The organism is Erwinia artemisiae (assembly GCF_051400835.1).
GTDB lineage: Bacteria > Pseudomonadota > Gammaproteobacteria > Enterobacterales > Enterobacteriaceae > Erwinia > Erwinia aeris.
Window position 1 is genome coordinate 435,582 of record NZ_JBLFFM010000003.1, and the last position, 12,852, is coordinate 448,433.

At 47.3% G+C, this 12,852-nt stretch carries 9 protein-coding genes and 3 pseudogenes; 6 read left to right on the plus strand and 6 right to left on the minus strand.

What is annotated here, in order from left to right; genetic code table 11:
* Nucleotides 1–86: 86 nt before the first annotated feature.
* Nucleotides 87–1,667, plus strand: coding sequence for an RNA repair transcriptional activator RtcR (gene rtcR / locus ACMGEE_RS09850; RefSeq protein WP_436829971.1), 1,581 nt, complete (start codon nucleotides 87–89; stop codon nucleotides 1,665–1,667).
* Nucleotides 1,668–1,739: 72 nt separating this feature from the next.
* Here the strand turns inward: rtcR and ACMGEE_RS09855 are convergent, their stop codons facing one another.
* The 4 genes and pseudogenes from ACMGEE_RS09855 to ACMGEE_RS09870 form a co-directional block, all read right to left on the minus strand.
* Complete coding sequence (locus ACMGEE_RS09855) at nucleotides 1,740–3,461, minus strand: DUF4153 domain-containing protein (RefSeq protein WP_436829972.1); 1,722 nt, start codon at nucleotides 3,459–3,461, stop codon at nucleotides 1,740–1,742.
* Between the two features lie 316 nt (nucleotides 3,462–3,777).
* Nucleotides 3,778–4,110, minus strand: a complete 333-nt coding sequence (gene symE / locus ACMGEE_RS09860) for an endoribonuclease SymE (protein ID WP_436829973.1) — start codon at nucleotides 4,108–4,110, stop codon at nucleotides 3,778–3,780.
* A 294-nt stretch (nucleotides 4,111–4,404) separates the two neighbouring features.
* A pseudogene (locus ACMGEE_RS09865) lies at nucleotides 4,405–4,685 on the minus strand (helix-turn-helix domain-containing protein).
* Between the two features lie 8 nt (nucleotides 4,686–4,693).
* Nucleotides 4,694–5,158 (minus strand): annotated as a pseudogene (locus tag ACMGEE_RS09870) (DDE-type integrase/transposase/recombinase); the annotation flags it as partial.
* 262 nt (nucleotides 5,159–5,420) lie between these two features.
* On the opposite strand from ACMGEE_RS09870, the pseudogene ACMGEE_RS09875 reads away from it, so the two are divergent.
* From ACMGEE_RS09875 to dndE, 5 genes and pseudogenes are all read left to right on the plus strand, one after another.
* Nucleotides 5,421–5,680 (plus strand): annotated as a pseudogene (locus tag ACMGEE_RS09875) (class II fructose-bisphosphate aldolase); the annotation flags it as partial.
* Between the two features lie 349 nt (nucleotides 5,681–6,029).
* Nucleotides 6,030–7,115, plus strand: coding sequence for a DNA sulfur modification protein DndB (gene dndB / locus ACMGEE_RS09880; RefSeq protein WP_436829974.1), 1,086 nt, complete (start codon nucleotides 6,030–6,032; stop codon nucleotides 7,113–7,115).
* Nucleotides 7,112–8,746: a DNA phosphorothioation system sulfurtransferase DndC gene (dndC, locus tag ACMGEE_RS09885; protein ID WP_436829975.1), complete on the plus strand. Its 1,635-nt coding sequence runs from the start codon at nucleotides 7,112–7,114 to the stop codon at nucleotides 8,744–8,746. Before dndB ends, dndC begins: the two co-directional genes overlap by 4 nt.
* On the plus strand, nucleotides 8,736–10,736 hold the full coding sequence (gene dndD, locus ACMGEE_RS09890) for a DNA sulfur modification protein DndD (protein ID WP_436829976.1): 2,001 nt from the start codon (nucleotides 8,736–8,738) through the stop codon (nucleotides 10,734–10,736). The genes dndC and dndD overlap by 11 nt, the downstream gene beginning before the upstream one ends.
* Complete coding sequence (dndE, locus tag ACMGEE_RS09895; RefSeq protein ID WP_436829977.1) at nucleotides 10,736–11,089, plus strand: DNA sulfur modification protein DndE; 354 nt, start codon at nucleotides 10,736–10,738, stop codon at nucleotides 11,087–11,089. Before dndD ends, dndE begins: the two co-directional genes overlap by 1 nt.
* Before the next feature lie 58 nt (nucleotides 11,090–11,147).
* Here dndE and ACMGEE_RS09900 read toward each other — a convergent pair whose 3' ends face one another.
* Both ACMGEE_RS09900 and ACMGEE_RS09905 read right to left on the minus strand, forming a co-directional pair.
* Nucleotides 11,148–12,359, minus strand: coding sequence for a DNA phosphorothioation-associated DGQHR protein 1 (locus ACMGEE_RS09900; RefSeq protein ID WP_436829978.1), 1,212 nt, complete (start codon nucleotides 12,357–12,359; stop codon nucleotides 11,148–11,150).
* Entirely contained in the window at nucleotides 12,356–12,847 is a 492-nt protein-coding gene (locus ACMGEE_RS09905) for a hypothetical protein (protein WP_436829979.1), read from the minus strand. Before ACMGEE_RS09905 ends, ACMGEE_RS09900 begins: the two co-directional genes overlap by 4 nt.
* Nucleotides 12,848–12,852: the final 5 nt, after the last annotated feature.

A 12,852-nucleotide genomic window follows, 5' to 3' on the forward strand; every position in this document is an offset into this window, starting at 1 on the left:
TTTATTGTTGCATCACACCTGCGCATTGCCATTACCAACAGAGCAATTTATCTTAGCAGATAAGTTATTTATCCTGTGAGATAAGCATGAAAGCTAACGTAGTCATCGGCGTGCTGGGCACGGTGCTGGATAAACGCGGCAAGCGGGCAAACCGCTGGAGCAAATGGCGGCCAACCGTCGCGCTCTGCCAGCAGGAAGGCTTACAGATCGACAGGCTGGAGCTGCTGCATCAGCCGCGTGATATCAGTATGGCGCAGCAGGTGGCGGAAGATATCATTCAGGCCTCGCCCGCCACCCAGGTGGTGCTGCACAGCGTGAAGCTGGAAGATCCCTGGGACTTTGAAGAGGTCTACGGCAGCTTGCTGGATTTTGTCAGCCGCTATCCTTTTAATACCGACGCCGAAGAGTATCTGGTGCATATCACTACCGGCACGCACGTGGCGCAAATCTGCTGGTTTTTGCTGACCGAAGCCCGCTATCTGCCCGCGCGCATTTTGCAGACCTCGCCGGCCAGCAAGGGCTCGGAGACGCCAACCGCGCTCGGCCACTATTCCATTATCGATCTCGATCTGAACCGATACGCCACGCTGACCAGCCGTTTTCAGCGCGAGCAGCAGCACTCCACCTCGTTTTTAAAATCCGGCATCGAGACGCGCAATCCCACCTTTAACAGCCTGATCGAGCAGATTGAACGCGTGGCGCTGCGCTCGGACGCCCCGATGCTGCTGACCGGCCCCACCGGCGCGGGCAAATCTTTTCTTGCGGAGCGCATCTATCAGCTGCGCCATGCCCGCCACCGGCTGGCCGGTAAATTCGTGGCGGTTAACTGCGCCACGCTGCGCGGCGACAACGCGATGTCCACGCTGTTCGGTCACGTTAAGGGCGCTTTTACCGGCGCACAGCAGGCGCGCGGCGGGCTGCTGCGGGAAGCCGACGGCGGCATGCTGTTTCTGGACGAGATAGCCGAGCTGGGGCTGGATGAGCAAGCGATGCTGCTGCGCGCCATCGAGGAGAAACGCTTCTTCCCGTACGGCTCTGATAAAGAGGTCAGCAGCGATTTCCAGCTGATTGCCGGCACGCACCGGGATATGCCGCAGTGGGTTGCCGAAGGCCGCTTTCGCGAAGATCTGTTTGCCCGCATCAATATGTGGACGTTTCGGCTGCCGGGCCTGGCCGAACGCCGCGAGGATATCGAACCCAACCTGGATTTTGAGCTGGAACGTTACGCCCGGGAACAGCAGACCCAGGTGCGCTTTGATAAAGAAGCGAGAAGCCATTTTCTGCGCTTCGCCTGCTCGACAGAAGCCAGCTGGCGAGGCAATTTCCGCGAACTGGGCGCTGCCGTCACGCGGATGGCAACGCTGGCGGAACAGGGAAGAATTTCGCTGGAGCTGGCGGAAGAAGAGATCGCCCGGCTGCGCGCCAGCTGGCGTACTACGGCATCGACAGCTGCCCTGCCTGAGCGCTCCGGGGCGCAGTACGATCTCTTTGACGAGTGCCAGCTACAGACGGTGTTGAGCGTCTGCCGCGCGGCGGATTCGCTTTCCGAAGCGGGCCGACGCCTGTTTGCCGTCTCCCGCCAGGGGAAGAAACAGCCCAATGACGCCGATCGCCTGCGTAAGTATCTGGCGCGGTTTGGGCTGAACTGGGAGGAGGTTAAAGGGTAACGCAGCCGACGACAGCCGTAACGCTTTTGCAGCCGGCCCCGATGCTGCGCGGCTGCAAAAGCGGGTAATGCGCTATTGTCCTTCGAAGCCGTAGTATTGCACCGGAAGCCGCTGGCCGTTCACTTCCAGGTCGCGCCACGGCTTAACTACAGTTTCAGGTATTTTATCCCGCAGGGCCTGCTCCAGCCTTGCCGATAGCGTCACGCTGCCAATCTGATCCCAGCCTGTGGCCTGGTGGGCATAGAGAGTAATGCTCTGCTGATTGCGGTTATAGAGCAGCACTTCCGGCGTGCCGTCGTTATTCACATCCTGCATCCACACCAGGCAGGAACCGGTATCCACCAGGCAGATGCCCGCCTCCTGCTCAATATATTGCGTCTGCATCTGCCACCAGCTTTCCGGCGGCGCTTCGCTGCCTGCTCGCAGCGGGATGCTGCGCTGAAGGTCGCTAACGGTTGGGTTAGCATTATTAGTGTCGCGTTCTGCCAGCAGCCGCACCAGCACGGCTTTTTGCCGGGCAGTCTCGTCGAGCCACTGCGGATAACGGCTTATCTTCTGTAACGCCTGTTTCCCCCGGCGTCCCGCATCACTGAATAAATAGAGATCCATGTCATCCACTTTTGCTTTGCCCTGCGCAAAACGCGCCAGCTGATTTTTCACGACAATGCGCCACGGATCGGCTACCGGCGTATGCAGTAAAAACCAGCCGCAGGCCGTCAGAGACAGCATCAGCGCGATAAAAATGTTCATGCTGCCCGCGCCCTGTGACCAGGCGCGGCGCTGGAACCCTGACAGCAGCAGCGAGCCAGCCACCGCCAGCAGTGCAATCATAGCGGCGTAGATCCGCTCCACCGTCCAGCCATACTCCGCGACGCGCAGCCACAGTGCCCAGACAGCCAGCCCGGCCAATAGCGGAGTCAGAGCCTGCGCAACCAGCACCACGCGCGCAATAACACGCTGCCAGCGCGACAGGTCAGGCGCGCTTTCGCCAGTGATGGCGCTGAACGCCAGCATCAGCAGCGTCATGGTCAATAACAGCGTGGTGGCTGAAAAAGCTTTGGGAATGATAGCCAGCCCGGTAAACGGCAAACAGGCCAGGAACAGCAGCAAGGCGACCGCGTGCAAAGGCAGCAGCACGCTTACAGCCCGCGTAACCAGATGCCTGTACAGACCGGCAGCGCCCGGCAGGCGTCGACAAAACACAATGCCCGCAGCGATGACCGCGCCGGTCGCTATCGGCGGGAAAAAACGGTTATCAAAGAAAAGCTGCTCAAACAGCGTGATGCCGATGATGCTGAAGAGATTGCTCCACAGCATCAATACCAGCCAGAACAGCCCGGTCATTAAGCCAGTGGCCGCCAGGGTAAAAGTGTTGCGCCACAGCGTTTCGGCGACTGCTCTGCTCCACTGTGACCCATCCTCTTCCTGCTGCGATTTAGTGCAGAAGGCGACCAGCATGGGCATAACCAGGCTGAGCATAACTATTACGGCACAGATATTTTTAAAGTGAAATTCGCCCAACGGCAGCGTAGGAAAATTCCAGCGATACCACCCCGTCATTAAGGCAATAACCGGCAATATCAGCAAGGCGCAGAGCCAGGGCCTGACGGCGCGGAGACGATAAAGCGTGAAGGCCAGTATGCTGGCCATCGCTAACGAGAGCGGCGGCAGATACAGAGAATAACGTTCGTGCAGGTTAAAACTATCCGGCAAAGCCCAGAGCAACCCGGCTATCATCCCGATAACGATAATGGCCCATTTAGTACGGTGAGGGAAAACGTCCTTTTGCAACATAGCTATTCCTTGCTGTTGAGGTGGCTGGAGATAATTGAGTGAATCTTAGCCATGATAAAGCGTTTTTAGCGGAAAGTTTGCAAGGAGAGTTTTTTTTGATCAGGGAAGGGGCTACTGGCGCATTAACTTTGCATCGAAGTGGTATAACTTTTACCTGAACGATAACGTTTGTTTTAGGTCAGGCAATATAACGCTGGGCTGCAAGGAAGGTAGCATTGCCAACAGTGAAGAAAACCGGGCAACTGATGTGCTGGTTGAAGTAATCGCGTCCTGATAGTTAACCGCTCCCGATGCGATGTCGGGAGCGGTTACTCATTCAGACGACTTTCTGTTTACCGGCAATGACCTGAATAAACGCCTGCACCTGCTTTTGTTTCCGCGCCGACAGCCTGCACACCTGGCGCAGCGATTGCATCAGTTCGCTCTCCTGGTGCCGGGCGGTAAGTACAATGCAGCCTTGCATTACCTTTACGTCGACTGCTGTGCCCGTGGCAAAACCGGCAGCTTCCAGCCATTGTCCTTTCATGGTGATGGCGGGTATCCGGCTGTAATCCGGATAGCGGCTTGCATAGCTAACAGTTAATTGACGGTTATTTGCCGGCGAGACTTCTGGTTCAGACCGTTGTGCAATAGAATGGGCGTCAGTCATGATTACTATTCCTTTTCAATAGTAGTTGTGATTAGCGGCGCGGGTGTGTTGGCGCACATCCGCGCCGCGCTAAATACCTGTATATATCATCAGGAAAGAGAAGATAAGTCCAGCTTAAAACTGAGTAAAATAAGCCACTTATAAAACTATTTTATTATAAGACTTAAGGTTTACCTGGCAGGAAATAATAAGAAGCGCACCAGCAAGGTGCGCAGAGAAATAAGAGTCAGGATTTTTTAAACGGGGCTTATTTTCCTGAAATAATCAGCGCGAAAATAAGCCAGTAAAAAAAACTTAAATCAACACCTTCAACCCATGCTTCTGCACCACAGTAAGCAGTTTCAACGATAACCCACTCGGACGCTTTACGCCGCTTTCCCATTTCTGCACCGTTGACACACTGGTATTCAGGTAACTGGCAAAAACTGCTGGCTGACGTTCAGCTTCTCGCGCAACGCCTTAATCTCAACGGGTTGAAGCTCATTCATATTGTTGAGGCACGGTTTATCAAAGTTGCGCATCGTTTCCTGTGGGATAGCATCGGCGCTGAACAATCCAGAAGCCGCGCTGTGGATGGCCGCTACGTCCGTTTAAACCATTCGATAAAGGCGTTCTGTGTCGGTTTATCCGGCTTGATAAATTCAAGCATAACATCATGGTCTTCGGCCCATTGCGCCAGACACATTGAGACCAATTCCGGTCCGTTATCCATCCGCATTATCAGCGGATATTCACGGTGTGCCACAATCCTGTCCAGCATCTGCACGACCTGCCGCGCCAGGATATTCAGGTCAATTTCGATAGCCAGAACTTCACGGTTAAAATCATTAAAGACATTGAAAGTCCGAAAATGTCGGCCACATGTCAGCGTGTCGTGCATTAAATCAATCGACCAGCTCTGGTTGAGTGCTTCCGGCGTGGCCAGCGGAGCCTAATAGCGCACCGGCAGACATTATTTACACTTACGCCGAGAATTCAGTTTCAGCGGGCAGTAAACACGGTGTAGAAGCTTGTGATTAACGCAAAGCCCTTCACGCCGCAGAAGCTGCCAGATAAGGCTATAACAAAAGCGCCAGCTCAGTGATGCGTCCAGATAATAGTGCATAAGCAGCTGGTCGCCGGGCCGAATAACCGCAGGTTGACAGGGACAGGTCTGCCAGCCTGCAGGCACGGCGTTGCGACAGACCCGTTGTCTCACACATAACTTCCACGGATTCCCGCTGCTGATCTGTCGTCAGAACTTTCGGCCCAAGGCCATCTGAAGCGCCCCCTTATCCAGCATGGCTTCAGTGAGTGAGCTGCTCCAGTTAATTAATATCCCGCTAGTGCTGCATGGCGGCTCGGGCAACAAAGATAGCGAGGTCGCGGAGTCGATCAGTTATGGCGTCGGTAAAATCAAAATCTCCAGCGACATGAAGAAGGCCTTTCTGTAGTGCTGAAACAGGAACTTAAACAGGGCGGACACGAACCTAATTTATTGTTTATCAAACCGATGTAGGCTGCGTGTGAAGTGGTTGTGGCGGAGATAGCGCGGTTTAGTTCAGTGGGGAAAGCGTCGTTGTTTCCGTAAGGGGGTTGTGTGGGGGCAGAGAGGCTGGGGAAAGTCACTGATGATGAGCGTCTTTTTTGGGTTTGGGGGGAGCCTATTTTGAGCTTGCAAGGCTCGTCAGAAAAAGAGGAAACAGGTTTAGAGTTAAGTTTAGGTGAGGTGGTTAAATGAGCGAGTAAAACGCTCCTAAAACGTTAGACTTACGATTTAGGTATTCAGATAATCTCTTGAATTAAATAGATTTATATTTCGTACCAGATTCAGGGAAAAACGCCAAAAAAAGTGAAATACCTACGTAAAAAAGGATGACACAAGCCCATAAAACGTTTATTTTTACGTAATATGAATATTACTTCCAGGTAACCTCTGTATGGCGAACTTTGACACTGATTATTGCTACTCTTTCCCCGCTGTCAGAGGAATACAGGCAGGCAGGCCATTTTATATCGCTACCTGCCCAATGCGCATAATTCCCAAAATTTTTAGTTTTGACGAAAATGAAGTGCCTCCTGAGCTGCGCGCACAAAGAACGTTAAATAAAGCTCGCATACCTGAAATGGTGCGCTACTTACTTGAAAATCCAAGTGATTATGTTTTTTCAGCTCTAACTGCTTCCATTGCAGTAGATGTGCAGTTCGATGAGTATTCGGGTTCCAATAACTTAGGGACTTTGCGGGTGCCCATGGAGGCACAAATTTTAATCAATGATGGGCAGCATCGCAGGAAAGCGATAGAAGACGCACTGGATGCAAGGCCTGAGTTGGGACAAGATAATATTCCCGTATTATTCTTTGTAGATGAAGGACTTAAACGCAGTCAGCAAATGTTTGCTGATTTGAACAAATATGCCATCAGGCCAAGCCCTTCTCTTGCTACACTTTACGACCATAGAGATATCAGTTCGAACTTATCACGGTATCTGGCTATGAATATCGAGCCTTTTATCGGACTAACTGAAATGGAAAAATCCAGCATCAGTAAGTTTTCAAACAAACTCTTCACCTTAAGCAGCATCAAGCAAGCTACGCGTTCTCTGCTGGGAAAAGAACCTAAAGCCAATGATGTTGAGCAGTGTTCTGACCTTGCGGCCCTCTACTGGCAAGCGATCTTTCAGGTCATGCCAGACTGGCAATTAGCTGCAAAAAAAGAGGTATCTCCTGCTCAACTTCGCCAGGAGTATGTTCATGCACACGGCATAGGTCTTCAGGCTCTGGGTTTACTGGGTCACTGCCTGCTCTCAGAGCACCCTGACTCATGGCAAAAAATAATTTGTGAGCTTAAAGAGTTTGACTGGCGTAAAAGCAGCCCAGAGCTTACAAAACGTGCAATGCAACATGGTAAACTCAGTAAGACGACGGCATCTATCCAGCTTACCTGCAATGCTCTTAAAATCGCCTTATCGCTCCCCCTTTCAAATGAAGAACAAGAGCTCGAAGCTCAAATGGTTATCTCATGAGTAAACTAATTCAGGCCCACGATCTGGCCGATTACAAAGATTTTATCAACCAGGAAAATTTTGCCGGGCGGCCCCTGGCAGAATACGTATCTGAAGTACAACGTATCTATTGTGCCGATAAGCGTCCATGGGTGATTGGTTACAGCGGGGGTAAAGATTCCAGCGCTGTCATTACTTTGGTATATCTTGCACTATTGGGACTACCGCCCGCTATGCGGCAGAAAGACGTATTTCTTGTTTCGTCCGACACATTGGTAGAGACACCAGTCGTAGTGGATTTGATCAAGAAGACCATGCAACGAATCGAAGCCGGTGCTAAACGCGCTGGGCTTCCAATCACTCAGCATGCTGTCATGCCAAAGACCCACGAAACCTTCTGGGTCAATCTGCTAGGTAAAGGTTATCCGGCCCCTACTCGTAGTTTTCGCTGGTGTACTGAGCGCATGAAAATCAACCCGGTAAGCGATTTCATTAAAGATAAAGTCAGCCAGTTTGATGAAGTCATCGTTGTACTTGGATCACGTAGCAGCGAAAGCGCATCCCGCGCGCAGGTCATAGCCAAACATAAAATTGATGGTACCCGCCTGGCGAGGCATACCACTCTTGCAAATGCATTTATCTATACCCCTATCGATACCTGGGACACTGAAGACGTCTGGAAATTACTCAGAGGTGCATTCCGTTATTCTCCAGATGATATTGATGAGTGGGAAAACCCATGGGGTGGTAACAACCGTCCATTGTGGACACTGTACATGGACTCCTCAGCGCAAGGCGAATGTCCACTCGTTATCGATGACAGTACGCCATCTTGCGGTAGTTCACGCTTTGGATGCTGGACATGTACCGTGGTTACAAAAGATAAAGCAATGGAAAGCCTGATCCAGAATGGTGAAGTCTGGATGTCTCCATTACTGAAGTATCGCGATCTTCTGGCGTTCACCACTGATCCAGCAAATAAAGACACTTACCGTAACTATAAGCGCCGTAGCGGCAAGGTCAGTTATCAATACGCCAAAGATGGCGAGGAAATAAGTGCTGAACGTAAGCATGTTCCAGGACCTTACTGGATGAAGTATCGTCAGCAATGGTTAAAAGATTTACTGGAAATTGAGCGAGATATGAATGCTCAGGGCCACACCATCACGCTTATCACTGAACCTGAACTACATGCTATTCGCCAGGAATGGTTAAAAGATCCGAATGAGCCCGATTGGTATGATGCCCTGCCGGGTATCTATCGGGAGGTCTACCAAAAAGATTTGGATTGGGTTGTAGACGACCAGTCAAGATTTGATGCCAGTGATGCTGACTTGCTAATGCAGATATCTCAAGGGTTTGATGTTGAACCTGAGATGGTCATGAAGTTAATCGAACTGGAAGTATCGATGGAAGGCCTGAGCCGACGTCAGGGGATCTTTGACAAGTTAGGCACCATCCTGAGACAGGACTGGGGCAGTCTTGAAGAAATTAAGCTGCAACAAGAAGCATTACAGAAACGAAACGATCGGGATATACATCAGGGCGAAGTCGCTCAGTTAGAAGCCGAACTCCAGATATTGCAGCGCAGAATTGCCGAAGTAAGTGACTCGTCTCTGCTTACCAGTGAGGAAAAAGAACATGTTAATTAAACAGCTGGTTTTGCAAAACTTTAGAGTCTTCAGAGGAGAGCACGTTATTGAATTGGCGCCAAGGAAACGCCAAAACAATTCTAATCCGCGTCCGATAGTTTTATTTGGTGGACTAAACGGGGCTGGGAAAACATCCATTCTATCGGCTATCCGAATTGCCTTATACGGCAGACTTGCGTTTGGTTCCTCAACCCAACAGCAAGAATATGTTGAAGAACTTAGTGCATTAATTCATAACGGCTCCACTTCTGGAGAAGATCCGAGTGAAGCATCTATCGAGCTCAGCTTTACTTATAACAAAGGTGGTTATGAAGCTGAATTCACCGTTATACGTACTTGGAAAAAAGGTAAAAAAGATCAGCTCTCGCTTCAGCAAGATGGCCAACCTCTGAATGAGCTGGATTATGATCAGTGCCAGGGATTCCTGAATGAATTAATTCCACATGGAATTGCAGATTTGTTCTTCTTCGACGGCGAAAAAATTGCAGAACTTGCTGAAGACGATTCAGGAAATATTCTACGCACAGCGGTAAGACGCTTGTTAGGTTTAGATCTCATTTCGAAACTTCGAAATGATTTGATGATATTTGTCAAGCGTCAACAATCAAGCCAGTTAGAGGTTTCAAAACAGCAAAAGCTTTCTGATCTTGAAGAACAGGCTAAAAAGTTTTCTTTCCTGGCGGAGCAGATTTTAGAAAAAGCTGATTTTACAAAAATGCGCATCGATTTGCTGACGAAAGAAATCATGCGATATGAATCCCTTCTCAATGCAGAGGGTGGTGCTTTTGCCCAGACTAAAACACAAGAAAAACAGAAAGTTGATACGCTTTTAAAAGAAAAAGAGCGCCTTGAAAAAGCCTTGCGCCATGAGTGCGATGGCTCATTGCCATATGCTTTAGCACCTAAAACTTTAGGCCGTTTGCTGGAGCAAATTAATAAAGAGATGCAAATCAAGCAAGCGAGCAGTTTTGAAAAAGAATTGAATCAATTCCTCGTACAGCTAAAAAATGATATCTCATTCCGTTCAGGTACTACAGGTCTTATTGCTGCCGAAGCGATTGAAGATAATCTAAAAGATTTCCTGGCTGGTAAACCTAAAGGGGAATTATTGTTTGACATCTCGGAACGGGAAGCTGGGATGATTGAACAGTCCATCGAGCAAGACAGTAAGAAATCCTGGGAACGTTTTGATCTCTATCGTACCCAATTAGCAGAAGTTGAAGAGCAACTTGAGCAAGCGGCAGCAAACATCGCTCGTGCACCCGAAGATGATCAGCTCATAGATATATTTGAAAAACTTCGAGAGCTTGACCGGCAACGCGAGAGTAAACGCCAGGAGTATCGCCTGCTTCTGGAAGAAGCAAAGCAAACTAAACAACAGCAGCTTGAATGTGCTCGCCAGATACAAAAAACTCATGATCTGGCTCGTAATCAGCATAACTCCGATAGTGCATTTAATAATGCGCAGGAAACGATCAACCTGCTTGAACGATATAGTGAACTTTTAACAAAAGCCAGGGTGAAAACGCTGTCAGTCAATTTTGGCGATGCTTATCGTAAATTAGCTCGTAAAGAGGATTTACAGCTCAATGCACATATCAATCCTGAAACGTTTGATGTGGAATTGATCGATGAAAAAGGCACAGTAATAAATCGTAAGCTTCTTTCCGCTGGTGAAAAACAAATCTATGCAATAGCAATACTTGAAGCTCTGGCGAAAACATCTGGTCGCGATTTGCCAGTGATTATAGATACGCCACTGGGCCGTTTAGATTCTCAGCATAGAGATAAATTGATTAATCATTACTTCCCGTTTGCTAGTCATCAGGTAGTGCTGCTATCAACAGATACAGAAGTAGATGAGCGATATTTTGTCGATCAATTGCGAGATGACATCTCTCATGCTTATGAAATCGTTTTTAATGCGAACACTAAGTCATCAACTTTAAAACCGGGATATTTCTGGGAATTAACTAAGGAGGCAATCTGATGCTCCCTAACAGAATGCAGCTCAGTCGCCAGACTGAAGAACAGCTTAAAAAGTTAAAGGGGTTTACTGGAATTACGCCCAATATCGCGGCTCGACTGGCATTTTTCCGCTCGGTGGAAAGTGAGTTTCGCTTTTCCCCGGAGCAGGATAATAAAAAACTGGATGGGTTTCTAGTGCTGGATAAAATTACGTGGCTTGGGGAAACACTGCAAGCTACAGAACTGGTGTTAAAGATGCTTTATCCACAATTGGAGCACAAGGCGATGATTAAGGCATGGGCTGCGCATGTTGAGGATGGGATAGCTGCGTTGAGGAATTATCGGAGTTTAAAGGATTTGGTTCAAGTACTATAAAAACTCGCAAGGTCTGAGCATGTTATTTTTCATATCAGGCCTTGCGAAATATATCATCCTATTTGAGTAACCTCACATAGTCGTTATAATCTTTGTGCTCAACTAAATCAGTAAGAGATTTCAATTTTAATCTAATCAATGATATGTTCTTCATTCGTGTTGCACCAATTCCTGATGCAGTAAAGAAAATATCAGAAAAATCAATATCCACAAGCAGTTCTAATTTTTCATCAATACCATTAAGCTCATAATCAGATGTCGACAGTAAATATTGCCTAAGAATTTCAAACTGCGTTTGAAAACCGATTGTTTTTAATAAATAGCTGTTATCTGACTGATGAATCCATAATATTTCATTGATTTTAGTAAAAAATTTTCTTATTGTACCTTCAATTTCATCGTCTTTATATTCAATATATAAATCTCTTAACGGTTGGGAAATCATTTTTCTTGATAGAGCACTTCGGCCATTTTTATTTTTGAAGTTAAGAAGTTCATCTCTATCCTTCTTGGGATTATTAGTTATCAATTTCATCACACCATCAACAATAGTTGATAGAGAAATTAATTTCATAGAGGAATTAGTATCATCAATGTCGGAAGGCGCCCCTAGCTTTATTTTATCTTTCAAAGGTTCACAATACTTATTTAATCTTCTAGCTATAAATACAGCTAATTTCTCTGGTGACCATTCTTTCTTATCTTCTTCTTCAACTCTAAATCCATATAAATCATATGCAAGGCTTTTATTAACATTTTTTTGATTAAAATTGATGGTAGCGAAAATATATGCCTGATATGGCGCAGGAAGATCAATAAATACAGAACATAAAAGTTCCATATTTTCACGTTCTGAATACCCAAACCCTGATAATCGATGTTGCCCATCAATTATTGTTGCTACAACATTTTTTTCCGAAGGTATAACTAAGGTATATAAACCCCCATTCTTTTCCACTCGCCATCTAATATCATAATCCTCGATCAAATTCCCGTCCTTATCAAAATTGGCACCAAGAATTATAGAATTTGGGAATGTTGACTCAACACTGTCAATATATTGGCCTATTTGTTTGCTACGTTTTAAATCCAACTCACGCTGGTTACCTTTTAAAAGCGAAAAGATACCTTCTTGAAGATCGGATTTTTTATATTCAGCTCTAGAGCTAAAAGCAACCTTTGATAATAGATCCGAACGCATAGAAACTGCATAAAATGATCCAATTGGTTGCTCTATTTTAATTGCTGGAAGTCTGATTTCATTACTCATACGCTCCCCCCAAGCATCTCATTAATGCCTTTTGGATCATATCTTGATGTATTAACATGGTTAAGCAGCCAAACTAACATTGTAAAAAACAAAGAGATATGAACCCAACCCATCCCCCAGAATAATGGAGTCCCATTTGTAACAACACCTTTAACATATCCGATGCACAAGAATATCACACCTAGCAAAACTATTAATTTAGTTACTCCAGGAGATTTAGCATCATCATTTTTATCCATAAAAAGCCTTGCTTCTAATATTATAAACAATGTCACAAGACCAAATGTTAAAACATTCATTGGATCAAAAACTGCATTCGCGCCAGAAGCCCCTAAAAAAGGAGGAAGCCATAGCCCCATACTTCCCAGGATAAAATATGCAATAAACTCTCGCCAGAAAGAAAGAGCACACACAGCATTTACACATCTTATCCTAGTAGACTTAATGTAACTGTCACTTGATGTAATAGTATTAGAGTCATCACTCATCTAAC

Bases quoted from the DNA above. Each gene is read 5' to 3' on its own strand.
- dndD (WP_436829976.1), top strand. From the start codon at position 8,736: ATGTTAATTAAACAGCTGGTTTTGCAAAACTTTAGAGTCTTCAGAGGA.
- dndB (WP_436829974.1), top strand. From the start codon at position 6,030: ATGGCGAACTTTGACACTGATTATTGCTACTCTTTCCCCGCTGTCAGA.
- ACMGEE_RS09855 (WP_436829972.1), bottom strand. From the start codon at position 3,461: ATGTTGCAAAAGGACGTTTTCCCTCACCGTACTAAATGGGCCATTATC.
- symE (WP_436829973.1), bottom strand. From the start codon at position 4,110: ATGACTGACGCCCATTCTATTGCACAACGGTCTGAACCAGAAGTCTCG.
- rtcR (WP_436829971.1), top strand. From the start codon at position 87: ATGAAAGCTAACGTAGTCATCGGCGTGCTGGGCACGGTGCTGGATAAA.
- dndE (WP_436829977.1), top strand. From the start codon at position 10,736: ATGCTCCCTAACAGAATGCAGCTCAGTCGCCAGACTGAAGAACAGCTT.
- dndC (WP_436829975.1), top strand. From the start codon at position 7,112: ATGAGTAAACTAATTCAGGCCCACGATCTGGCCGATTACAAAGATTTT.
- ACMGEE_RS09905 (WP_436829979.1), bottom strand. From the start codon at position 12,847: ATGAGTGATGACTCTAATACTATTACATCAAGTGACAGTTACATTAAG.
- ACMGEE_RS09900 (WP_436829978.1), bottom strand. From the start codon at position 12,359: ATGAGTAATGAAATCAGACTTCCAGCAATTAAAATAGAGCAACCAATT.